16 protein-coding genes are annotated in these 26,049 nt (G+C 39.5%); 9 read left to right on the forward strand and 7 right to left on the reverse strand.

Annotated elements, in window-relative coordinates:
- Nucleotides 1–16 precede the first annotated feature (16 nt).
- Both modA and AC2SLP_RS07185 read right to left on the reverse strand, forming a co-directional pair.
- Complete coding sequence (gene modA, locus AC2SLP_RS07180) at nt 17–943, reverse strand: molybdate ABC transporter substrate-binding protein (protein WP_486535989.1); 927 nt, start codon at nt 941–943, stop codon at nt 17–19.
- 214 nt (nt 944–1,157) lie between these two features.
- Nucleotides 1,158–2,354: an amino acid aminotransferase gene (locus AC2SLP_RS07185; protein ID WP_486535990.1), complete on the reverse strand. Its 1,197-nt coding sequence runs from the start codon at nt 2,352–2,354 to the stop codon at nt 1,158–1,160.
- Between the two features lie 329 nt (nt 2,355–2,683).
- Here AC2SLP_RS07185 and nhaC point away from each other — a divergent pair, with 329 nt between their 5' ends.
- Nucleotides 2,684–4,081, forward strand: a complete 1,398-nt coding sequence (gene nhaC, locus AC2SLP_RS07190) for a Na+/H+ antiporter NhaC (RefSeq protein WP_486535991.1) — start codon at nt 2,684–2,686, stop codon at nt 4,079–4,081.
- 165 nt (nt 4,082–4,246) lie between these two features.
- Here nhaC and AC2SLP_RS07195 read toward each other — a convergent pair whose 3' ends face one another.
- The 4 genes from AC2SLP_RS07195 to AC2SLP_RS07210 all read right to left on the reverse strand — a co-directional run bounded on the left by AC2SLP_RS07195 (nt 4,247) and on the right by AC2SLP_RS07210 (nt 11,246).
- Complete coding sequence (locus tag AC2SLP_RS07195; protein WP_486535992.1) at nt 4,247–6,478, reverse strand: ATP-dependent helicase; 2,232 nt, start codon at nt 6,476–6,478, stop codon at nt 4,247–4,249.
- 388 nt (nt 6,479–6,866) lie between these two features.
- Entirely contained in the window at nt 6,867–7,730 is an 864-nt protein-coding gene (locus tag AC2SLP_RS07200; RefSeq protein WP_486535993.1) for a bile acid:sodium symporter family protein, read from the reverse strand.
- 661 nt (nt 7,731–8,391) lie between these two features.
- A complete protein-coding gene (ribBA, locus tag AC2SLP_RS07205) occupies nt 8,392–9,507 on the reverse strand; it encodes a bifunctional 3,4-dihydroxy-2-butanone-4-phosphate synthase/GTP cyclohydrolase II (protein ID WP_486535994.1) in 1,116 nt (371 codons plus the stop codon).
- A gap of 404 nt (nt 9,508–9,911) precedes the next feature.
- On the reverse strand, nt 9,912–11,246 hold the full coding sequence (locus AC2SLP_RS07210) for a replication-associated recombination protein A (protein WP_486535995.1): 1,335 nt from the start codon (nt 11,244–11,246) through the stop codon (nt 9,912–9,914).
- A 481-nt stretch (nt 11,247–11,727) separates the two neighbouring features.
- Between AC2SLP_RS07210 and AC2SLP_RS07215 the strand changes: the two genes are divergently transcribed.
- Together AC2SLP_RS07215 and AC2SLP_RS07220 are read left to right on the forward strand one after the other, a co-directional pair.
- On the forward strand, nt 11,728–12,201 hold the full coding sequence (locus tag AC2SLP_RS07215) for a type IV secretion protein Rhs (protein ID WP_486536053.1): 474 nt from the start codon (nt 11,728–11,730) through the stop codon (nt 12,199–12,201).
- Nucleotides 12,202–12,397: 196 nt separating this feature from the next.
- Entirely contained in the window at nt 12,398–13,738 is a 1,341-nt protein-coding gene (locus AC2SLP_RS07220) for a hypothetical protein (RefSeq protein ID WP_486535996.1), read from the forward strand.
- Between the two features lie 140 nt (nt 13,739–13,878).
- Here the strand turns inward: AC2SLP_RS07220 and AC2SLP_RS07225 are convergent, their stop codons facing one another.
- Nucleotides 13,879–15,156 (reverse strand): citrate synthase, encoded by a 1,278-nt coding sequence (locus tag AC2SLP_RS07225; RefSeq protein WP_486535997.1) that lies wholly within the window; start codon nt 15,154–15,156, stop codon nt 13,879–13,881.
- A 1,716-nt stretch (nt 15,157–16,872) separates the two neighbouring features.
- Between AC2SLP_RS07225 and sdhC the strand changes: the two genes are divergently transcribed.
- The 6 genes from sdhC to odhB all read left to right on the forward strand — a co-directional run bounded on the left by sdhC (nt 16,873) and on the right by odhB (nt 25,911).
- Nucleotides 16,873–17,250 carry a succinate dehydrogenase, cytochrome b556 subunit gene (gene sdhC / locus AC2SLP_RS07230; protein WP_486535998.1) on the forward strand — a complete coding sequence of 126 codons (378 nt, stop codon included), beginning with the start codon at nt 16,873–16,875 and terminating at the stop codon, nt 17,248–17,250.
- The gene (sdhD, locus tag AC2SLP_RS07235) at nt 17,250–17,627 is read left to right on the forward strand and encodes a succinate dehydrogenase, hydrophobic membrane anchor protein (protein WP_486535999.1); all 378 of its coding nucleotides are present in this window, start codon (nt 17,250–17,252) and stop codon (nt 17,625–17,627) included. The genes sdhC and sdhD overlap by 1 nt, the downstream gene beginning before the upstream one ends.
- A gap of 410 nt (nt 17,628–18,037) precedes the next feature.
- Entirely contained in the window at nt 18,038–19,888 is a 1,851-nt protein-coding gene (gene sdhA / locus AC2SLP_RS07240) for a succinate dehydrogenase flavoprotein subunit (protein WP_486536000.1), read from the forward strand.
- Nucleotides 19,889–20,091: 203 nt separating this feature from the next.
- Complete coding sequence (locus AC2SLP_RS07245) at nt 20,092–20,802, forward strand: succinate dehydrogenase iron-sulfur subunit (RefSeq protein ID WP_486536001.1); 711 nt, start codon at nt 20,092–20,094, stop codon at nt 20,800–20,802.
- Between the two features lie 759 nt (nt 20,803–21,561).
- Nucleotides 21,562–24,444 carry a 2-oxoglutarate dehydrogenase E1 component gene (locus AC2SLP_RS07250; protein WP_486536002.1) on the forward strand — a complete coding sequence of 961 codons (2,883 nt, stop codon included), beginning with the start codon at nt 21,562–21,564 and terminating at the stop codon, nt 24,442–24,444.
- Between the two features lie 213 nt (nt 24,445–24,657).
- Nucleotides 24,658–25,911: a 2-oxoglutarate dehydrogenase complex dihydrolipoyllysine-residue succinyltransferase gene (odhB, locus tag AC2SLP_RS07255; protein WP_486536003.1), complete on the forward strand. Its 1,254-nt coding sequence runs from the start codon at nt 24,658–24,660 to the stop codon at nt 25,909–25,911.
- The last annotated feature ends 138 nt before the right edge of the window (nt 25,912–26,049 follow it).

A 26,049-nucleotide genomic window follows, 5' to 3' on the forward strand; every position in this document is an offset into this window, starting at 1 on the left:
CTGTTTAGTTTGATACTCATTTATTCAGCTCGCTCACTGGTAAATAGCCTGCTTCTGAAAGTATTTTTTGTGCCGGTTGAGATATTAAATAATCACTAAAATCAGTGGCTAGAGGATGCTCACTGACGACGATACCGTCTTGTAGGATAGCGGGATAGCTTTGCGGCGGCAAAATAACATAATTATTAGGGTTAACCTTAGCACTAATTAACTGTGACAAGGCCACAAAGCCATAGTCGGTACTACCGGTATGTGTATATTGAAATACTTGCCCAATGTTTTCAGCTTGAATTAGCAATTTACTGTTAACAAGTTTGTCGTAAACCCCTTGTTGTTTTAAAAAAGCTTTTGCTGATGCACCATAAGGGGCCAATTCTGGGTTAGCGAGGGTGATTTTTAACGCAGTTTTACCTTTGCCAGGCGCAGAACTAAATAGCTGCTGTAGACTGGTTTGGTTTAAAGTGTTAGTTGAGTTTAAATCATGAGTACTACTGTAGAGTGCCAATTGACCTCGGGCATAGGTAAAGGGCTCAAGGTTGGTATTGTTTACCGCTGCTTGCTGCTGAGCATATTTAGAAGTAAATTCCTGATCAGCTGATAAAAACAAATCATACGGGGCACCAGAGTTAATCTGAGCAAATAGCTTACCAGAAGAGGCATAGGTAACTTCGATCTTTACCGCAGTAGCATTTGTAGCTTGCTTAGCAGTGCTTTGATAGCTTTTAATGACAGTCGGTAACACCCCTGCGAGATTAGCAGCAGCGGCAATACGCATGACGTCAGTGGCGTCTGCATTGCTATTAGTCATTGCCATATTGGATTCACTCGTATTGTCTGAGCGTGAACAACTGGTAAGTAGCAGTAACAATGATGAGAAAATTAATAAAAACAATAAGTGTATTAATAACGGCAGACTAGAGAAAGGTTTTGAACAAGGAGTCATAGGTTACCTACACAAATATAATCATGAAAGTGGTTAGCTAAAAGAATATGCTTAACTAAAACAATAAACTAAATTTTAATAAGACTATATTCTGCCTGAAATGATGTGATTAGGGAATATGCTATTGGTAGTGTCGTCTATTTTAAGAACCCAACAAAAAAGCCGAGCATTCGCTCAGCTTTTAAATTAAACCTATATTTCGTTTTAATAAGCTTTAGTCTTTAAGCACTTCCGCCATGGCATTGGCCACATAATCAACGTTATTAGTATTAAGACCCGCCACACACATACGCGAGTTGGATACCATATAAATACCGAACTCAGTTTTTAAGCGCTCGACTTGTTCAGGCGTAAGACCAGTAAAGCTAAACATACCATTTTGGGTGGTCAGATAATCAAAGTTACGACCCGGTACTTTGGCTTCAAGCACTGACTTAAGCTTTAAGCGCATGGCTTTAATGCGGTCACGCATGCCATAAACTTCACCTACCCATTGCTCGTGTAGCGCATCATCGTTCATGACGATGTCTACTACATGACCGCCATGTGAAGGTGGGCTAGAGTAAATACGGCGTACGGTGAATTTAAGCTGTCCAAAGACGCGATCCGCTTCATCAGCGGTAGGGCATACTACGGACAACCCACCCACACGCTCACCATATAGTGATAAGTTCTTCGAAAATGAATTACTGACAAATAGGTTTAAGCCCATATCGACAGCTTTACGAATAGCGTAAGCATCGCTGTCCATGTCTTCACCAAAGCCTTGATAAGCGATGTCCATGAAGGGTATCAGTTCACGCTCTTTAATCACTTCAAGTACTTGATCCCATTGTGCTTGGGTTAAATCCACACCTGTTGGGTTGTGACAGCAAGGATGAAGTAAAATCACGTCATTCTTATTTAGGCCACTTATGAAATCAATCATTTCATCAAATTTTACAGACCCAGTTTCTTTATCATAGTATGGGTATTTAGCAACTTCGACACCACTGCCTTCAAAGATAGCAATGTGGTTGCCCCATGTGGGGTCGCTGACGTAGCATTTGGCTTCGGGAAACCATTTGTTGATAAACTCAGCACCTACTTTCAAAGCGCCTGAACCGCCAATGGTAGCTATTGTTGCTACACGATTTTCAGTCAATACTTCTGCGTCTTTACCGAATAGCAAGTCTTGGCAACCTTTACGGTGTCCAGGCAGTCCTTCCATAGGAAGATAAGGGCGCGGTGCTACTGAATCAGCCATACGCTTTTCAGCAGCTTTCACACAGTCAAGTACTGGCAATTTGCCATCTTCATCATAATAAACGCCAACACCAAGGTTTACCTTGTTTGGGTTGTTGTCATTCGCATATTGGACCATAAGTCCTAAAATTGGATCGCCGGCATAATATTCGACACGTTCAAACATGTTTTATCCTTATAAATTGTAGGTCTCACTGCTTAAAGAATAAACTAGATTGGCTGTTAACTCAATATAAGATTCATGTGTTGTTACAGGTTTGTCGTTAGTCGTGTAATCTGCGAAAATAAGCGCAACAAAAATCTTAACAACGTCATATTAATAAGCGCTTATAGTGCGCTACTTTTCATAGCGTAGCGTATGATGATAAAGTTTAGCGTATGATGAAGCAAAATCTTCATATGAGTCCGTATTGCATGCAAAATATCTTAAAAAGATTAAAAACTTTGCAGGTATGAAGACTCGACAAAAACGCCAACGATTCAACTGGATAAGGTATGCTTTCTACTCAAACAGTGTCACCGCAAGTTAGTCCACAAGCCGCTTTTATGATTGCAGTGACGATTATTTTGATTATGGGTGTCACCATGATCGGCTTTGGCTGGGTGCCGCACTTATCACTTATTTTAGCCATTTGTGTGTTAATGCTGATTGGTATCAGTAAAAAAGTTAGTTTCAATGAGATGCAAGCAAAAATGGCCGAAGGTGTTGTGAGCGGCATCGGTGCTATTTATCTATTTTTCTTTATTGGACTAATGATTGCAGCTTTAATGATGTCGGGTGCGATTCCTACCTTGATGTATTATGGCTTTGAGCTGATATCTCCTAAGTTTTATTATATTTCAGCTTTTATTCTTACCTCAATTATTGGGGTGGCGCTCGGTAGTAGCTTGACCACGGTTGCAACATTAGGTGTGGCTTTTATTGGTATGAGTCACGCGTTCGATGCCAATGTTGCCATTGCTGCTGGCGCCGTCGTATCTGGCGCTTTTTTTGGCGATAAAATGTCTCCCTTATCTGATACGGGTACCATCGCTTCCTCTGTAGTCGGTATCGATTTATTTGAGCATATCCGTAATATGATGTATACCACCGCACCGGCATGGGTAATAACGGTGCTACTTTTTTGGATACTGTCGGGCGATACCCGTACTGCAGATCTAAGCGAGGTTACGTCACTTCAATCGCAATTGATTGATAGTGGTTTGATTCAGGGTTATGCTTTATTGCCGTTTGCGGTACTTATCATACTGGCGCTATTACGTATTAATGCAATTTATACTATTATTTGCACTATAGTGGTGGCGTTATTCATCACTTATGTGCACAGTCCATTAGGTATTGAACAATTAGGCAGTTATCTATTTGCAGGCTATGCACCAGCAACTACGCTAAAGCTTGGTGAGGTAGGTGATATGTTGTCACGTGGTGGGGTTCAAAGCATGTTCTTTACCCAAACTATAGTTATTCTTGCTTTAAGTTTGGGCGGGTTATTAAAAGCATTGGGCGTTCTACCTGCTCTAATCTCCGGCATTCGTGACAAGATGGTCACCGCAGGACAAGCTATTTTTGCAGGCGCTATGACGGCATTAAGCATTAATGTCTTAATTGGCGAGCAGTATTTGAGTATTTTATTATCGGGTACGTCATTTAAGACCACATTTGAGCGGCTCAATTTGCATCCTAAAAACCTATCACGCACCATTGAAGATGCGGGTACGGTAATTAATCCATTGGTACCTTGGAGTGTCTGCGGTGTGTTTATCAGTCAAGCTTTGGACGTACCTGTCTTAGACTATTTACCCTATGCTTTCTTTTGTTATTTATCTTTAGGGCTTACTTTAGTCTTCGGATTTACTGGCATCACGATCAGTAAAGTTGACGCTATAAAATAAATTCTTAATTTATAGCTATAGTCAGCGAACTACTAAACGGTTACGGCGTTAACCTCGCTAAGCCTACATGAGTAGTTCTTGAAATCGGTTGCCTTATAACCATTTTAAACTTCTTAGACTATACATAAATTTATAGTTAGGTATCATAATCTAAAACCCAATCCGCTACCACCACTCAGGCTCATTGTCTTCAAGCTTTTGACGTAGCTTTGCAGCGGTTCTGCGTTCAACCGTTACAGTGCTACTGGGTACTTCGCTTACAAAACGGGATACCATGTCAAAATAGCCTGAATAGCTTGATATATAATCAGGAGCAGACAGATAAAGTTTGCTTTTGGCACGACTACACGCCACATAAAATAATTTACGCTCCTCTTCAAGCGCTTCAAACTCTCCTGATGAGCGATGATGCGGCATCAGCCCATCGACCAAAGCATTAACAAAGACTATCGGCCACTCCAATCCTTTGGCGCTATGAATGGTTGAAATGGTTACCGCATCTTTGTCTTTTTTATCAGGTTCACTGCCCGCTGCCACCGAATCATTGGGAGGATCGAGTGCTAAATTTTCAAGAAAATTATCCAAACTTGAGTGCTCGTCTGCTAAATTTAACAATACCCTAAAGTCTTCGGCACGCTCGCGCCAGTTCTCCTCTAGGGTTTGCAGAACAGGCACATAAAATTCGAGTAACATCTCTAATATGTCACTAACACTTTCTTTATTTTCTGCCTGTAATAACACATGATATAGCTCGGTAAGATGCTCATCTTTTTTGTTTAATTTGGGGTCTAGTAGTGGGTCAAGCTGATTATTATTATCAATAATAGCGCGGGTAAGTTTAATAGCAGTCACATCGCCGACCCCTTTAAATAGCGTTAATATACGGTGCCAAGCGATGGTATCATTAGGGTTATATAACACCTTTACGAGTGCAAGCACATCTTTAATATGACGCTTTTCAATAAACTTGATACCCCCTACAACCACAAATGGAATATTACGTTTCATAAATTCGAGCTGAATATGATTGGATTGAAATGATGTTCGGCCCAATACGGCAAAATCAGTGTAGTCGTAATCAGCCTTAAGCGATATCACCGTATCAGCAATAAATTTTGCTTCTTCGGTTTCGTTACTACGGCGGCAAAAGATAGGCTTTTCACCTTCAAAAGGAGCGTCTGAAAAGAGCTCTTTTTGATACCCTAAGGTGATCTGTTCAGATAAAGCGTTCACAAATTCAAGCACAGCGGGCGAGCTGCGATAGTTTTGTTCTAGTTTGATAAGTTTGGCCTCGGGATAACTATCGCCAAAATTTAGAATGTTATGGTAGTTTGCCCCCCGAAAAGCGTAGATACTTTGATTGTCATCCCCAACAACCATTAGCGATACCTCATCAGGTTCACAGATATAATCGATAAGCTGCTTTTGCGGAATGTTTGTATCTTGATATTCATCGACCATGACGTAACGGTAGGTATCTTGAACAATTTGGCGAAAGCGGGCGTTGGTTTCTAAATGCTCAACCACTTGCGCGATGATATCGTCAAAGTCATACAAGTGATGGGCACGTTTATAGCGATCAAAATCCTTGGCAAGTTTCTCAATAGAGGGAATATGTATGACCAAATCTGGATGATCGTTGGTAATTAGATCGTGCAGCGGTATTTCTCGATTGCGAGAAGCAGACAGAAGTTCTTGAAGCTTTTTTTTACGTGGAAATGCTTGTTTTTGATTTTTACTGCTGTAACCACGCTCTTTACTAATCATATCAATGGCGTCTTCGCTATCGCTGGTATCCAAAATGGTGAATTTCGGGTTGATACCTAACAAGCCTGAATAACGGCGCAAAAGCATATTACAAAAAGAGTGAAATGTTCCGCTAGTGATGCTATTGATATCACGTCTATCCGACAAGCTATCTGATAACAGCATTTTGACACGGGACTTTATTTCGTTAGCAGCTTTGCGGGTAAAGGTCAGCAGTAGGATGTTTTCGGGATTAGCGCCATTTTCTATGAGGTAACTTGTGCGGTAAGTCAGTGTTTTTGTCTTACCAGAACCTGCGCCAGCGATTACCAATACCTTACCTGAGACAGTAGTAGCTGCTAAATACTGATTGGGATTCAGCTCTTTTTGGTAATCAATAATTAATGGGTGACCCAGGCCTGTCTGTACGCCTGATGCGCTATCTTCATTGAGATTTGAGTGTTGACTAGATTCTGAGGACTTAAGAGGATGAACGTCATTGCCATCTAGATTCTCAGAGTCAGGTGTGATGAGATGGGATTCAAGCTTATTGATTGAGGCTTTTAACGCTCTTATTTTGGCCTGATCATCTGGATGCATCATTGGGTAAGTATAGTTTTCAGTCTCAAAAAGTGACGAGGTATCAGACATAAAAATTTTATTTCCTAGCGATCATATATAATGGTTTGATATGGCGTGCCTAACTATTTAACATTTATAATATTTGTTAGTTTATCACTATAGGAAGTTAGGGCGTATCTTCATTTACAACTTTATAATTTATGGGATAACCAGTTTATAGGTAGAACCAGGGCTATATTTGTTTGAAACGCTATGCTAAAACCAAAAATTAGTCATAGTAAAAACCTAAAAAGACCAGATTCTCCAAAAAGTGAATCTGATCTATTAAAGTGCAGTGTTTTTAAAGCGTTCTGATTTTACAGCGTATTGTCTTTACAGCACATTGTCTTTATAGCGTATTGTCTTTATAGCGTATTGTCTTTACAGCACATTGTCTTTATAGCTAATGGTGTTTTACCTAATTAATTTTACGAAATAATAAAATATAAGGTACGGCCATTAAATACATAATCACACTATAAACAGCAGCAGGTAGCGCGAAATCTGGAAGTATCTGAGTGGGTGAGGATGCTATTAGTCCTGATAATGCAAGCGCCATCGTACTGTTTTGAATGCCAACTTCCATGCCGATAGTTTTTGCATCAACCCAAGACAAATTAAACAGCTTAGGTATGCCAATACCAATAACAAAAAGCGCCATCAACATGGTCGCAATCATTACCGTCACCTGTCCTGATTCTTCAATCAAAAGCTCACGATTACTGACAATCGCTAAAATAACCAATATCACAAATAGTACCGAGGCAAGCTTCATAAATGTCGTGCGGTGCTTGTCAGTAAAGGTTGGTTTTTTTTCATTAATATAAATACCAAGACTTGCCGGGAGCGCGGTAATCAAAAACATCTTAATACCCATGCCGAGCAAGCTTATATTACCTGCACTAGAGCCTATAAAATGATTATAAGAAACCGTTGTAAGAATGGGCACGGTTATAATAGAGACCAAACTCATAACAGAGGTTAGAGCGACTGAGAGGGGTAAGTTGCCTTTTACGAGAGTACACAGCATATTACTGGTGACTCCGCCGGGACAGAAGCTTAATAGCATAAAGCCAAACGCTAAGACAGGATCAGGCTTGAGCAAAAGAATGAGTATAAAGGTCACAAGGGGTAAAAGTACCAATTGTGAAATAAACCCAATCATAAAAGGTTTGGGAGCCTTGATGACATATTTAATGTCAGCGACTTTCATCGATAAGCCAAGTGCGAACATGATAAATGCAAGCACAAGGGGCAACAATGCCACCGTAAGTGTGTCCATACTTAAATCCATTTAGGTATGTAAAATGATAAAAACGGATTCAAGTATAGGTAATTGAGATGCTGTAAACAAGTATTAGTTTCATGACGCTTAATCTCAAGCAGTTTACCTTAAACCAATTACTAAGGGTTTATTAATAGGAATTAAATAATAAGTGGCTGGCACGATGTGTAAATTATTAATCGACCATTACTAAATATTCATTACTAGGTATAGTGATGGCTAAGTATTAATAAGTGTCATAGTGGAGTGCGCAATAGTCTCTATTTAATTGTTAATAGTTCAGTTTCATACCACATAAAAACAGCTATAACGCCAAAAACTGTCTTAACATTTGAGCAAATATCAAAGCGGCATCTAAAGGAACGGCATGCCCTAAATCTTAAATCTCGACCACTTGGCAATTGGGCAGCTGCTCAGCAATCTTGCGTTGCCAGCTTGGGGCATACAATTTTGATTGACCACCAGTAAGGATAGTGACGGGAATGATAATAAATAGGTTAGGGGCCAGCGTTAGTTTCTGACTGAGTTTTTAAAACATATAGCATCTTAAAAGTTATCAAGTTTGTGAGAAGCTTTGTTCTCTCAGAGTTTGAAGCGGTCAGACAACCCAAATTAGAGCCTAAGCAAACAACTAAGCTCTAAAAGCTAATCCTTAAAACTAGGCTTTAGACTCTGGTGAATCGACGCACTCAACAACATTTAAATCAAATCCTGATAAGGCATTGAATTTAAGCGGTGTAGACAACAAGCGCATGTCGCGGACACCCAGATGACGCAGAATTTGAGCGCCCACCCCGATACTACGGTATGGCTGATTGGACAGTGTAGAGACAGATTGGTTGTTTTGAGCACGCTCTAGCACTTCTCCTAAATCGACAGGTTGGTTGCTACCAATCCAGACCAAAACACCACGTTCAGACTGGCTAATCTCTTTTAATGAATTTTGCACACTCCAGCCGCTACGCCCAGTTTGATCGCGTTTGGCAGCGAACAAATCACGTAAAGGGTGAAAACCATGCACACGTACGGTGCTAATACCCACATTTGGGTCGCCTTTAACCAACGCTAGATGCGTTTCGGTAGCGCCATACTCTTTAAATTCATATAAAGTAAACGATCCAAATTCTGTTTCAAAAGGACGTTGTCCTACCTCTTCTACAGTTTGCTCATTTGCAATACGGTAGTTTATTAAATCAGCGATAGTACCTATTTTTAGATTATGTTCGGTAGCAAACTTTTCTAGGTCATCACGGCGTGCCATGGTACCGTCAGAATTTATAATTTCAACGATAACTGCAGCAGGCTCTAAACCTGCCAAACGTGCCAAATCGCATCCCGCTTCGGTATGGCCTGCGCGGTGTAGAACACCGCCAGTTTGTGCCATAATTGGGAAGATATGACCGGGTTGTACGATGTCCTCAGGTTTGGCAGAAGAGGACACAGCTGCCTGAATAGTACGGGCACGATCCGCAGCAGAGATACCTGTAGTAACGCCTTCTGCCGCTTCAATAGAGACTGTGAAATTCGTACTGAATTTGGCTTCGTTATTATCGCTCATAAGTGGCAGTTCAAGCCTGCGACAACGCTCTTCTGTTAGCGTTAAACAAACCAAGCCGCGTGCATGGGTAATCATAAAGTTAATATCTTCACTGTTGACATGAGTCGCAGCTAAGATAAGATCACCTTCGTTTTCGCGGTCTTCATCATCCATCAAAATAACCATTTTACCGGCACGAATGTCATCAATAATGTCTTCAATATTACATAATTTCATAATATGCTATCTCTTTTAATGTGGAGTCTTATAGGTATTAGTGTTTAAAACAAAGTGCGATATATCAAAAGTGTTTTAAATAACAAGTATGTTAAATAGATGGTTTTAAATAAGGTGTTTTTTCAAAAATTGATTTTAAATAATAAAGCGCTTAATAAATCAGCCTTTTATTTGATTTGTCGTATGTACTTTTATTGCTACGATCATTTAAGCTTAAGAAGTATAAGCATTTAAAGCAGTTAACAACGCTTTAAACGCTCTAAAATACGGTTAAAATTTTGCTGACTATTGTAACCTTAACCACGTTTAACTTCTATAGCCGCGTCCAAACAAAAGTTACAACCAAACAAAAGCCGCAGCCAATTAAACTCATTTGCTACAACTTTTAAAGAAGTATTGAAGGTTTACTTTTTTGTCGCAGACTGATCGTGTAGCCACTGCATAAACTTCAAACTATGCTGCTCACGTTGATTGTCTGCATACTGATAGAACTGTTTGCCCACTAGCGCATCAGGTAGATATTGCTGTGGGTAGAAATGATTGGGGTAATCATGAGGATAGATATAATCTTGACCGTATCCTTGAGATTTCATGAGCCCAGTCACCCCATTGCGTAGATGCAGTGGGACCGCAGACTGATCTTTTTTTGCAAGCTGCATGGCTTTGTTAATAGCCATATAGGTACTGTTGCTTTTTGCGGAGGTCGCTAAGTACACCACAACTTGACCTAGGATGATACGCGCCTCTGGCATACCAATAGATTTTACAGAGCGCAGCGCCGCATCTGCTAATAATAATGCGTTAGGATTGGCATTACCAATATCTTCGCTGGCTAGTATGACTAAGCGTCTGGCTATAAATTCTGGCGGTTCACCTGACACCAGCATGCGCGCCATCCAATATAGTGCCGCATCAGGATCTGAACCTCGTACCGATTTGATCATGGCTGAGATCATATCGTAATGCTGATCGCCATCTTTATCGTAACGCTGTAACGTGGTTTGGGCCACGCTCGATAACAAATCATCATCGATAACAATAGGCGACTGGCTGAGGTCAGCTGCTTGAACGGCCATCTCAAGTAAGTTAAGGGATTTTCTCGCATCACCATGTGCAAGTTTAGCTATTTGTGCCCCAGCCGTAAGCTTAATATCGAGAGTGCTTAGTACGCTATCTGTAGTCATAGCTCGATCAAGAAGACGTTGTATCTGTTCGGCATCCAAAGGTTCCAAACGATAAACTTGACAGCGTGATAATAATGCATTATTAACACTAAAAGAGGGGTTCTCCGTAGTGGCACCAATTAAAGTAATGTCACCCGATTCTACAGTGCCAAGTAAAGCGTCCTGCTGCGATTTATTAAACCGATGAATCTCATCAATAAAAACCACAGGCGCAGCAAAATCCAAACCACTTTGACCTGACTTGCCGCCTGCATCTAATACTTCACGCAGCTGTTTTACGCCTGTATTTATCGCTGATAAAGGATAAAAGGGTCGACCTACCGCATCTGCCAGCAACATGGCAATAGTCGTCTTACCTATCCCGGCTTCACCATGCATAATTAGGGAAGGCAAATGGCCGTTTTCAACAAAACGGCGTATAGGTGCGCCTTTGGCCAATAGGTGCGTCTGCCCAATGACCTCATCGAGTGATTTGGGTCGTAGGCGCTGCGCTAAAGGAATATCAGTTTGCGGTTGCGAGGTGACATTCGAGGGAGTATTAAGTAGTGTTGACATAAAGAAGATTACAGCCTAAAACATAGTGAATTGCAAGCACAGTGGGTGTAGCGAGTGATAAGATTTGTAATATACAGCATATAACTACTTGCACCTTGACGGTTTAATATTCATGATTAGTAAGTAGTTCATGGTTAGTAAGTAGTTCATGAGGTTAGTCGTCCATCATGTCAATACATATATATCGATTAATACCATTTTATGCACTTGATAAATAGGCTAAGGCGGCGTCATGCTGAGTAAATTTAAGAAGCTTATGCAATTTTTGAATTTTGGACAACTTATGCAATTTACGCAACAGCTGGGACATGATTTAGATAAAGCAGTGCTGGATAAACGGCAAATCAAATTCTCCAAATTGGAATCAGAGCCTTCGCAGTGTTATGAATCCAGTGTGGCAGCTAACTTATCTAAACTATCTGAAGCACCCAAACTCTCTGAAAGATCTAAGCGATATGAAGCTCCTAATAGAATCAATGTAATGAAAAATTCAGTGTTATCAAGGCTCAAACGGCCACAACGAAGCCGATCATTAACGGATGCAGAAATAGAGATGGTAACTTCTGTGTTCGGCGATCAATTAGATGTCAGCAACGTACGTCTAAAAACAGCATGGTGGGTACTTAAAGGCTATGCAGTCAGCCCAAATGGTAATATATATTTTAATGAGCAAGATTGGATCGAGGACTTTGCTAAAGTATCGCTGAGCAAGCAAGGTTGGTTAATACATGAGCTGACCCACGTTTGGCAATTGCAGCAAGGCATTAAAGTCGTACGAGGCGCCCTGTTCGACAGGCGGTATCGCTATAAGCTTAAGCATGGTAAGTCTTTTTTTAAGTATGGGATAGAGCAGCAAGCACGTATGGTGCAAGATTATTTTATTCGGCGTGAAATGGGAAAAAACTGTGAACCTTGGCAGGCGTGTATCCCTTTTTTGCAACAACAAAGACAATAGACTACCGTAGATGATGCACAAATCTGACGGCACAATTAAAAACATTTAAACCATGATTTACTGATACAGTTTTAAACATTGTTAGGTTTTAAACATTGTTAGGTTTTAAACATTGTTAGGTTTTAAACATTGTTAGGTTTTAAACGTTGTTATAGTACAAAATAAAAGAACAATTACCACTTAAAGGGCATCACTTATGCAGGGTAGAGAAAATAATAACAATACAATGAATACCAAAGAGTCTTCAAACAGCGATCAAAATATTAACCTATCGCAATCAAAGCTATCGCAATCAAAGCTATTGCAATCAAAGCTATTGCAATCAGAGCTGTCTCAGTTAATGCCGCCATCACTTAGACCAGAAACTTTATATTTTAAAAACAATATTAATAGTATGAAGTCATTTAAAGGTTTGATAATAGGGTTAAGCTTAGGGCTACTCGCTCTCTCAGGCTGCAATTCTGACCCGCAACCTGAAACAGACACAACGACTAAAACAGACGCCCAAAGCGAACCTAATATAACCGTTGATCCTAAAACTGCGGCAACTATCGAAAAATTTGAGCCCGATTTCATAAATAAAATGACGAACCTACAAGAGAGTCAACAAGCAGAGTATGAAGCGCTACAAGCTGCTGATGCGCCAGATATGGGATTCGTAGCATCTGATAATGAAAATGGCTCAACTGCTACTTCAGGTAAAAACACTTCTGGTGAAAACACTTCTGATCAAAATACGCAAACTCCCTCATCCATAGAGTCAACGGATCAATCCAATATCGATACTAATAATTCTACTGCAGGTTCAGCTACTAACACGCCAGCTAATTCATCAGGCAATACATCAGGCAATGCATCAGGCAATTCAATAAATAGTCCAGACACCGCGCCAGCCACGAATACGGCAACCTCTAATGCCGCTACGAGTGAAAGTGGCACAAGCGCCGATAATACGGGTGCGGATAATGCTATAGATAATAGACTAGCCAATGAAGGAGCAAGTAACAGTGAAGCAAGAGAAGGTATAAGGGAAGTGGAAAGAGAGGGTGCAAGTAATGCCCCTAAACTTGAAGCTCTTGAAGAAGTTACCTTACAAGATTTGCCACTAGCAACCAATCGCGTTATTCATGAACCTGTAATGTTGACCACAAGTGAGATGCGTAATCGTTATAATACGGCGCTTCAATCTTTGTACTTACCTGATGATGTTGAGCTACCAGCACAAGCCGTGGATACCTTACTTAATATTGCGACATTAACCCCAGGTGTGTTCTCTGATTCTGAATTAGCATACCGTTTGGCCAAAAAAACTCCGGCGTTAGCCCGACTACTCAAGCAGTACCAAATGTGGCAACGGATACAAATCGAACAATCTAATGAGCTTGAAGCTATTAAGCAGGAACTTGTCATTGCCCAAGAAAAGCAGTCTGAAGAGTTTGGTTCTTTAGCTGAGGAATTTGAGGCTAAAATCAAAGATTATGACATACAGATTGAGAAGTATGAAAAAATGCTTGAAAAGATAGATATCACTAATTAAGCACATGTCTTAGATAGCTTGCGTCCCTATATAAGTTTTATACTTATCGAACATAAAACTAAGCCCTCCATATGGAGGGCTTTGATTAAATAATAGATTAATTAAGCGAATTTATCACATTACAACTTATCGATAAGCTATTAACGATTTTTAAGCTCAACAAAGTCACGTTTTTTCTCACCAGTATATAACTGACGCGGGCGACCTATCTTATACGGTGCACGGTTCATTTCGATCAAGTGACTAATCCAGCCTGAGGTACGTGCCAAGGCAAAGATAACCGTGAACATAGATGTTGGAATACCAATTGCTTTAAGAATGATGCCTGAATAGAAGTCAACGTTTGGATACAAATTACGTTTAACAAAGTACTCATCTTCAAGCGCTATTTTTTCAAGCTTCATAGCAAGTTCAAGTTTAGGGTCACTAATACCTAGAGCACCTAAAACCTCATCACAAGTCTCTTTCATTACTTTAGCGCGCGGATCAAAGTTTTTATAAACACGGTGTCCAAAGCCCATTAGCTTCACTTCTTTGCGTTTTACTTTTTCCATGAATTCTTCGACATTTTCAACCGTGTCGATTTCATCTAGCATCTGTAGAACTGCTTCATTAGCGCCGCCGTGTGAAGGGCCCCAAAGCGCTACGATACCAGAAGCGATACAAGCATAAGGATTAGCACCAGTAGAGGCTGTTAAACGCACGGTAGACGTAGACGCATTTTGTTCATGATCAGCATGCAAGGTAAAAATCTTGTCCATAGCTTTTGCTAAAATAGGATCAACTTTATAGTCTGCATCGGATGCGTCGCCAAACATCATATATAAGAAGTTTTCAGCATAACTAAAGTCTTCACGTGGCTCGACAAAGCTTTCACCTTGAGAGTATCTATAACACATAGCAGCAAGCGTTGGGACTTTGGCGATAAGACGGGTTGCCGTCACATCTTGTACGTCTTCTTCTGAAATATCAAGACCATCGTGGTATTGAGCAGCTAATGCACCCATCACACTGATCATCATAGCCATAGGATGCGCATCGCTACCAAAACCGTCATAGATTTTACGGATTTTTGCATCAACTTTATTATTTGCTTTGATATTTGTATAAAATTCAGTCTTTTGCTCTGCAGTTGGTAGCTCGCCATTTAATAAGGCGTAGCATACTTCCAAATACTCTGCATTATCAGCCAATTGTGCGATAGGATAACCACGATGTAGAAGCTCGCCCTCTTCACCATTGATAAAAGTAATTTGAGATTCCACAGGCGCAGTAACTTTAAAGCCTGGATCATAAGTCCAATAACCTGCTTGCTGGAATGCTGACACATCAATTACTGAATGACCCAAAGTTCCATGTTGAATCGGTAGCTCATATTCCTTTTCATCTACCTTTAAATATGCAGTATTGTTAGCCATAAAATCCTCTTAATTGTTGGTATAACTCTTAGTTGTTGGAATAAATCGGTAATTTTGATAAATAAGACGTCTTTGTGAATAAACTTACTCTATAAAACATCTAAACTGTGCATATAAAAACCAATCATTTAAGTTTATTATTTATCGCAATTATTATTTATATCAATTAAAAATATATAACCGATGTTAAAAAAGAATCGGTCATCAGTAAACACTATATAAGTAAAACCTTACATTGGTAAAAATTATAAACGGTAAATACTATCATGTGTTGCACAATTGAATATAAATAAATTCGCTAATATATTTTTTGCTAAAATTTGTAGATCAATTTATAACATCGAGATTGAACACGCGTAATTATCATTGCTTTTGACTACGCGGTAATTACGGTTAGTCTTTGAAACCATTGGTATTGATACAAGTAACATTGAGGTAAATAATTATGATGCAATTCATATAGCTATTAATAACAAGTTAAGTAGCTACGAATATTAACGAATATTTACGAGTACTATCAAATAGAAGCGGCGATTAAAATAACAGTATATATGAATAACATACGAGAGAGATATGAAGGCATTAATAAAATATATACTAAATTAACCTTCACTCATAGAACCCAAAACAGTGGACTTGCTTTAAGCCTTAATCTTAATCACTACTATAGATCACAAGTATATTACCAGTTAATGCATAGAATTGAAAAAACTTTCTATAGTTAATACGTCAATTTAGGGACTTAGAAAGTTGTATTGATAAATAATTGTACCTATTGAAGTAGCAACAAAATCAATAGTAGTTTTTGCACTCAGTTATTAAATTGCTTAATTGCATGAACCGTGATGATAAAAATTTGTGTATACAATGCATCTTTAAAGTCTTTATTAGGTATTTTATTTGTAATTAATAAAAACAAACTCTATAATTATAAAGTTATAGATGCTGACTAGTTCTATTACCAAAACTTTAATAGCTGGAATTAAATAACTGTATTAACAAATCGTTAATTTGAAAAAATCGAAATGTTATTATGATCTCATACTTTTTTTCAAATATTAATATAATTCTTATGTGGTTTAAGAGAACGATGCTTATGTTAAAGGTTTTTTTAAGTTATAGAATTTTTGAGTTATAGAAAAAGTCGCCAACGCGTTTCAAGTTTTCATTATTTTTAAGCTAACAATAAGCTTTCTACAATTTATTTTCCTGCAATTAAGGTGTACCGCAATATGGATATCTATTATTGTATTGGCACTTAATGTATTGGCACTTAATGTATTGGCACTTATTGTATTGCAACATTGCTAAGGTATTTATTCTTAAGGATTTAATATCTGGTACTAGGATATTCATACTTGGATATTAATAATAGGATATCAGTAATAGATACCTAAATAGTAGAAACCTTAAAAACTGCAACCTTAAAATATGAATTAAAAACTTGACGATACTTAAGAGTTTAATCGATAGCGTCAGCCCTAGCATCAAATCTGAATACTCTATAGCTAGTTCGATAACTGGTATATTCAAATAACTGGTATAATAAATACTATAGAGCACTGTAAGCTTTACAGTTTGGCTAATCTGAATTTAGCCAGTTAGCTACTCCTTAACTTATCCGTCTCATGAACGTTTGAACAATGACTTGTACAGTAAAGCATGAGTGCAAGTATTGTCGTTAGCATGAGTGACAACCGCAAAAGGACGCCCGCTGTGAAAAGCAACCGACCGATAAATCTGCCGCTTAGCCAAGTGATTAGCGTAAATAGCTCACCTACGGCAAGAGCTTCTATTATGCACCGAATTTCGGGAATTATTTTATTTATTCTTATTCCTGTTCTATTGTGGTTATTGCAGACCTCTTTATATTCACCCCATCATTTTGCTGCTATTTTTGACAATATTGCGTTACGATTTATTGTTTGGATCTTTGTTGCAGCAACTGCTTACCATTTTGTTATGGGTATAAAGCATTTATTAGCTGATATGGGTTTTAACGAAGAGCTTAAGTCTGGTAGAACAGCTTCAATAGTGTGTTTTGTAATTGCCGCTATATTGATAGTGCTATCATTTATATGGGTGATGTTGTAATGAAAAATGATTCTGGAACTAAAAGCGCGACAGGTCTAACTGGCACAGGGACACGTGATTGGATGATGCAGCGAATCAGTGCTGTCATTCTAGCGGTATATACTGTGGTACTGGTTGGCTTTTTTTTATTAAATGGCGCTGTTGGCTATGAGCAATGGGTAGGCTTTATCATGAGCATGCCTATGCGTATATTTAGTTTGTTGGCAATTGTTGCTTTGGCAGCACACGCTTGGGTCGGTATGTGGACGGTGATTACTGATTATGTCAAAACCACAGGGCTGCGTATCGTACTACAGACGGCTATGATTATCGCAATTGTAGTTTACCTATTTTGGGGCATTATGATTTTTTGGGGTCGTGGTATCGGTATTATGTAATGACTTAAATGTCATTTGATAACTGACTTATTATAAGTGATAGGTTAAATAGATAGCTTGAATAGAATAAATAGTTTGAATAAATAGATGAACTAAATGATATTTTAAAAAGACCTTTCTATTGACTAACGTATGATTAACGAACGTATGTTTCACAATCTATCTTACTTAAAGTCATAAGATACCTACTCAAAGTGCTTATATAAGCCAACTGGTAATGAAAGCTGTATTTAACACTGATTTATACTATTAACCTAGTTTGTTTTTATTAATCTTGTTTGTTCTTATTAACTCAGTCTATTAGCAGAGTAGTAATTATAAATATACGGCTAATAAAATCTAATATACAGTGATTTTATATATGCATCGCCAGCTAAAATAACGAATAACGTATTCATTAGGAAAACGTAATGGCAACTAGACAAGACAACACAATTAGTAATATCAAAACTCTAAATTACGACTCAGTTATCGTAGGTGGTGGCGGTTCTGGTATGCGCGCTGCACTCCAGCTTGCAGAAGGCGGTATGAAAGTCGCTGTAATAACCAAAGTATTCCCAACACGTTCTCACACAGTTGCAGCTCAAGGTGGTATTGGAGCAAGCCTGGGTAATATGAGTGATGATAACTGGCACTTTCACTTTTACGATACCGTTAAAGGGTCTGACTGGTTAGGTGATCAAGACGCAATCGAATATATGTGCCGTGAAGCACCCAAGGTTGTATACGAGCTAGAGCATATGGGTATGCCATTTGATAGAAACCCAGATGGTACTATCTATCAGCGTCCTTTTGGGGGTCACACCTCAAATTACGGTGAAAAAGCAGTTCAACGTGCTTGTGCTGCCGCTGACCGTACTGGGCACGCTTTGCTTCATACCCTATATCAAAAAAACCTTGAAAAAGGTACTGAGTTCTTTGTTGAGTGGATTGCACTAGATCTTATTAAAGATGAAGATGGTAATATCAATGGTGTGGTGGCAACTGAACAAGAAACAGGAACAGTCGCTGTATTCCAAGCCACAAATACAGTACTAGCTACTGGTGGCGCTGGCCGTATCTTCTCAGCTTCAACTAACGCTTACATCAATACAGGTGATGGCTTAGGCATGGCAGTACGTGCAGGTATTCCTCTGCAAGATATGGAATTCTGGCAATTCCACCCTACCGGTGTATTTGGCGCTGGTGTTTTATTAACGGAAGGTTGCCGCGGTGAAGGCGCTATCTTACGTAATAAAGATGGTGAAGCCTTTATGGAGCGTTATGCTCCTACTGTAAAAGACTTAGCACCTCGTGATTTGGTATCACGCTCAATGGACCAAGAGATTAAAGAAGGTCGTGGCTGTGGGCCAAATGCTGATCACATCGTAATGGACATGACCCATTTAGGTGTTGATACTATTATGAAGCGTTTGCCGTCTGTATTTGAGATTGGTAAAAACTTTGCTAACGTCGACATCACAAAAGAGCCAATTCCAGTAATTCCAACCATTCACTATATGATGGGCGGTATTCCAACTACTATCCACGGTCAAGTCATCGTACCTGATCTTGATGGTGAGGTCGATGAAGAAGGGTTATACGTTGATAGTAAGATCGTAAAAGGTCTTTATGCAATTGGTGAGTGTGCGTGCGTGAGTGTGCATGGGGCAAATCGATTGGGTACGAACTCATTACTTGATTTGGTTGTCTTTGGGCGCGCTGCAGGTAAGCATATTATAGATAGCTTTAGTGAATCAGATCACAGCTACCATCCTATGGACCCTCGCGTATTAGACTTTACTGTTGGGCGCTTAAATAAGCTACAGCAATCAACATCAGGTCATAATGCTCAAGACGTTGCTGATGAGATACGCGCGCTTATGCAAAAGCATGCCAGTGTTTTCCGTACGCAAGAGCTTATGGATGAAGGCGTTGAAAAACTTTTAGCTCTACAAGAGAAGGTTGATAACATTTACTTAGCTGACAAATCGCAAGTGTTTAATACCGCACGTATTGAAGCATTAGAAGTTGCTAACTTGTATGAAGTTGCTAAAGCGACAATGTTATCTGCTGCAAACCGTCATGAGTGCCGCGGTGCTCACACCGTACTTGATTATGATCGCCCAGAAGATGACGCTATCGCTCCAAATGGTCGTAACGATAACGAGTGGATGAAGCATACGCTATGGTATTCAGAAACTAACAAAATCATTTATAAACCGGTTCGTAAAGTACCATTAACGGTTGATTACGTTGAGCCAAAAGTACGCGTTTACTAATTTTCATTTCTAAATAGTGTACGTTTGAAGAGTGTATGTTTAAAGATAGCCGTTTTAAGATTAAAGGGTTGCTACCCAGTAAGTAAGCATTGCAATATATATTGATGTTAATTTTTATTTAATTTAAATTTGTAAAGCTGTTTTAATAGGACTCGCCTCAATGCGTTTGTTAAAACAGCTCTACACCGTGTGGAGTTAGCACTATGAGCCGAGGTACTCGCACCATTGAGTTGTACCGCTACGACCCTGATAAGGACGCAGCCCCTTACATGCAGACTTATACGATTGAGCTTTTAGAGTCAGATCGTATGTTGCTAGATGTTTTATTACGTTTGAAAAAACAAGATGAGACGATCACATTCAGACGCTCTTGCCGTGAAGGCATTTGCGGTTCAGATGGCATGAACATTAATGGTAAGAATGGATTGGCATGTTTGATAAATATGAACACATTGCCAGAAAAGATTATCATTCGACCATTACCAGGTTTGCCTGTGGTACGTGATCTAGTTGTCGATATGAATCAGTTTTATGAGCAATATGAAAAAGTGCATCCATACTTACTGAATGATCAGCCTGCACCACCTACTGAGCGTCTACAGTCCCCTGATGATCGTGAAAAGCTAAATGGGCTTTACGAGTGTATTTTATGTGCTTGTTGTTCAACCAGCTGTCCATCGTTCTGGTGGAATCCTGATAAGTTCTTAGGACCTTCTGCATTACTCAATGCATATCGCTTTGTAGCTGATAGCCGAGATACTGATACTCAAGCGCGTTTAGCGCGTATGGATGATCCATATAGTCTATTCCGTTGCCGTGGTATCATGAACTGTGTTGCTGTATGTCCAAAAGGTCTTAACCCGACTCGTGCCATTGGTCACTTACGCAATTTGCTACTTGAGCAAGCGGGCTAAGTCGCAGTAATTTTTATACAAATGGCTACATTAGATATTAATAATTTAATAATATTAGATTTAAGCGATATTTTATTGAGCTACTGTCTAAGCCTACGGTATTAGTATATTAACTAGTTTTTAAATTACGTGAATACCACAGACCTCTATTTGTTGATAGAGGTCTTTTTTTGTTAAAATGACATTTAAATAATAACCGCAATTTATAATATGAATGCTCACTATTAAACAAACTAACACAGAATTTTATGGTTCCATGTTACTCTGTTTGAGTGAGCAAGTGTGTTCCGGAATTAAACACAATTTTTTATTAATATCGTTAACTTTACCGTGTTAGCCAATTTAATTTTAAGTCTGAACTTATAAGTCATATGGCACGTTTAATGCATACTTATTAGACGATACTTATAACAACAGTAAGTTTTTATATTAAGCATAAACATTTAAAGTGATAATACATGAAATTAATTTGTTTAAATTAATCTGCTCGAAGCAGTGGCTATAAAAGCTAAGTTTATAAAAGCTGGTTATAAGAAAACTGCGGTTTAAACTAAGTAAGGTTAAAGTTTATATAAAGTTAACGTTTAATGCTTAATTGCGGTATACATTCTATTCATATGCGCTCGACTAAATATAAAAAGTAAATTGAGAAAGTATATAGCAACTCTATACAATTAAAACTATCCATAGCAACTGATAATCTCGTTTTGATTTAATTGACTCTAATTAATTGAACTTAAATATAAATAAGAAATGACTATGAATACTATGACTAATAATGATGCTTTGAATGCAGCCAATACAACAGAACTTGCAGGCGATAATGCAAGCTATATTGAGTCATTATATGAACAATATCTTCAAGATCCTGATAGTGTTGATTCAGATTGGCAAGCTTATTTTAAAGAATATGAAACCGCCAATGATGCTTTACATCACAAAATTCAGGATCAGTTTTTATTATTAGCCCGCAATCAAACAGCGAATAAAGGCGTAGCAAGTCCAGCTAGTGATAGCGCTGCTTCAGATGCCAATTGTCTCGACCCACGACATATGGGAGTACAGAAACTTATTTCTGCCTATCGTCGCCGTGGTCACCGCCGCGCTAAGCTAGATCCACTACAGCTGCATCCTCGTGCACCTATTGAAGACTTAACTCTTGAGTATCACGGGCTATCAGAGGATGATTTAGATACGGTATTCTCTACCAGTGATTTTAATATGGGTAAATCCGAAGCCCCACTTAGAGAAATCATCGAAACGCTAAATAGAGTGTATTGTCGTCATATCGGCCTTGAATATATGCATGTAACAACCAGTACTGAAAAGCGCTGGTTTGAAGAATACATGGAAAGTGATCTTGGCTATATAAAGTTTGACGATGAAAAAAGAAAGATGATTCTTGAGCGTCTAACCGCTGCAGAAGGTCTTGAGAAATATTTAGCACGTAAATATACTGGGGTTAAGCGTTTCGGTTTGGAAGGGGGTGAAAGCTTCATTCCGGCTGTCCATGAAATCATCCAACGTGCTGGTGGTTACGGTACTAAAGAGATGGTAATTGGCATGGCTCACCGGGGTCGCCTAAACTTACTCGTGAATATTTTAGGTAAAAATCCAGCCGACCTGTTTGATGAGTTTGATGGTAAGGTAATACCTGAAAAAGGGTCTGGTGATGTTAAATATCATAATGGTTACTCATCAAATGTAATGACGCCAGGCGGAGAAGCACATTTAGCATTAGCTTTTAACCCATCGCATCTTGAAATTGTATCTCCAGTATTAGAAGGATCAGTTCGTGCCCGCCAAGTACGCCGTAATGATACCGATGGTAATTTAGTATTACCCTTAGTGGTACATGGTGATGCAGCAATAGCTGCACAGGGTGTGGTTCAAGAAACTTTCCAGATGTCGCAAACACGAGCATACACAACTGGTGGTACGGTGCATTTAGTCATTAACAACCAAGTTGGCTTCACGACCAGCCGTCAAGAAGATGCTCGCTCTACCGAATATTGTACTGATATTGCCAAAATGGTTCATGCGCCTATCATTCACGTTAATGGCGATGATCCAGAAGCGGTGGTGTTTGCAGCACAAATGGCACTCGACTATCGCCATAAGTTCCATAAAGACATCGTCATTGACTTATTCTGTTATCGCCGTAATGGTCATAACGAAGCCGATGAACCTTCAGCGACGCAGCCTTTAATGTATGCTGTTATTAAGAAGCTACCTACGACACGCACTCAGTATGCCCAAAAGCTTCTTAATGAAGGCGTTATTTCAGAAGGCTATGATAAAACACTTGAAAATGATTATCGTGAAGCGTTGGATGATGGTGAGTATGTAGCAAACTCATTGGTTCGAGATCCAAACGAAAAGTTATATATTGACTGGAGTCCATATCTAGGTCATGACTTAGAAGATGATTGGGATACTAGCGTCGATATCGAAAAGCTTAAAGAATATGGACGTAAAATGGCGCAAATGCCAGAGGGATTCACCTTACAGCGTCAAGTTAAAAAGGTGGTTGAACAGCGTTTGGCAATGCAAACAGGCGAAGAGCCTTTAAACTGGGGTGCTGCTGAAACCTTAGCGTATGCTTCATTGGTCGACGAGGACGTACTGGTTCGTATTACAGGTGAAGATGTTGGCCGTGGTACCTTCTCGCATCGCCATTCTGAGATCTATAATGTTACTAATGGTGAGATGTATGTGCCGCTAGCACACATTGATGAGAACCAAGCCCGCTACGCAATTTATAACTCATTATTATCAGAAGAAGCCGTATTGGCATTCGAGTATGGCTATGCGACAACCGTACCTAACGCATTGATTGTATGGGAGGCTCAATTTGGTGACTTCGTAAATGGCGCACAGGTTGTTATTGACCAATTTATCTCTAGTGGTGAGACTAAATGGCAACGTGTGTGTGGATTGACCATGCTACTTCCTCATGGTTTTGAAGGTCAAGGACCTGAGCATTCGTCTGCGCGATTAGAGCGCTTTTTGCAGCTTTGTGCTGAAGACAATATGCAAGTAATCACACCAACTACGCCCGCGCAAATATTCCACGTATTGCGCCGTCAAGCAATCCGTCCTAGCCGAGTACCGTTAGTGGTCATGTCGCCTAAGAGTCTATTGCGTCATAAGCTTGCAACCTCAGAGCTTGAAGAATTGGCAAACGGTAAGTTTGAAACCGTATTGCCAGAGTTTGATCAATTAGACAATGACAAAGTCACTCGTGTTGTACTGTGTGGCGGTAAGGTCTATTACGATCTACTTGAGCAGCGCCGCGCACTTGAGCTTGATCATGTGGCTATTGTTCGTATTGAGCAGCTCTATCCTCTACCTGAACAAAGAATGGTAGAAGAGATCCAAAAATACGCTAATCTTAAAGAGATCGTTTGGTGTCAAGAAGAGCCGTTAAACCAAGGTGCTTGGTATTACCTAGCACCGCATATGTTCCGTATCTTTGGTCCACGTGAAGATGAACCTCGGGTAACGAAGGCGCATGTTGTTGATCCTGTTGCACGTCCTGCATCTGCGGCACCTGCTACAGGCTTACCTGCTATCCATCAGCGTCAACAACGAGAGCTGATTGCTAAAGGTCTTGGTGTTGAAGTTGATCAATTAACCTAATAGGTTTATGGAAATCTTTAGAATATGCATACTAACTAAGACAGACTTTGTTGAATTAAAATTCATATAGAAGAAACTTTTTTAAACCATACAACTTATTATGTAATGAATAAAATACGTTAATAAAATAATGTTGTTTATTAAAAATATAATAAATAGTTTATAACTCAAATTTTTACCTAATACTTAATATTAAAAATAGGAGCAGTTCCCATGGCAGAGATTAAAGCGCCCGTATTCCCAGAATCAGTTGCTGATGGTACGATTGTCGAATGGCATTATAGCGAAGGCGATCAAGTTAATCGCGACGATATCCTAGCCGAAATTGAAACAGATAAAGTTGTGCTAGAAGTAGTCGCCCCAGATGATGGTGTGTTATCAAAAATTGTTAAACAAGTAGACGATATTGTCCTTTCTGATGAGGTTATCGGTGAGTTTGAAGCAGGAGCTTCAGGTAACTCAGGGGATAATTCATCAAACGAAGATGCTAATGACAAAGAAAGTACTTCTGAGCAAAGCACTTCTAAAGAAGAGCAATCCGCTGAAGGCGGTGAGCCCAAAAAAGCCCCAGTTGAAGAAAAAGACCATAAAGATCAAAGCCCAGCGGTACGTAAAGCAGCTAAAGAATCTGGTGTTGATCCAAGTAATGTTGAAGGCTCGGGCCGTGGTGGACGTGTTACCAAACAAGACATGGCAAATCCTAACTTAAAAGCGGACAGCTCTATCAAGTCTGATAGTGGACGCCCAGTGGCTGAATCTGTAGGTGAGCGTACTGAAAAACGTGTTCCGATGACGCGTCTGCGTAAGACCGTTGCTAATCGTTTGTTATCGGCAACACAAGAAACTGCCATGTTAACTACCTTTAATGAAGTTAATATGAAGCCGTTAATGGATCTACGATCTCAGTATAAAGATCAGTTTGAGAAGCGTCATGGCACACGTTTGGGCTTTATGTCTCTATTCATTAAAGCGGCAACAGAAGCACTTAAACGCTTCCCAGCAGTTAATGCTTCAATCGATGGAGATGATATTGTTTATCACGGTTACTATGATGTCGGTGTTGCAGTATCTTCAGATCGTGGCCTGGTAGTACCGGTACTACGCGATACAGACCGTATGAGCATGGCAGATATAGAGAGTGGTATACGCGAATATGCTGGTAAAGCCCGTGATGGTAAGCTGTCGCTGCAAGAAATGACAGGCGGTACGTTCACTATTACTAATGGCGGCGTCTTTGGTTCATTGATGTCTACGCCTATTTTGAATCCACCACAAACCGCTATTTTAGGTATGCATGCCATCAATGATCGCCCTATGGCAGTGGATGGTGAGGTGAAGATTCTACCTATGATGTACCTTGCATTGTCTTACGACCATCGAATGATTGATGGTAAAGACGCGGTTCAGTTCTTAGTAACTATTAAAGAGCTGGTAGAAGACCCAGCTAGACTACTCCTAGATCTTTAATTAAATAGGCTTGCGTCAGAGTAAATTTGACGCAAGCTTTTTAGTTTAGCGTTAGGATTAGTATTTTAGGATTAGTATTAAAGTTAATCAAGATTAAATATAGCGTATCGTGCTTAATAATAAGTTTGAATATATAGC

This window comes from Psychrobacter sp. CX21, from assembly GCF_057396255.1.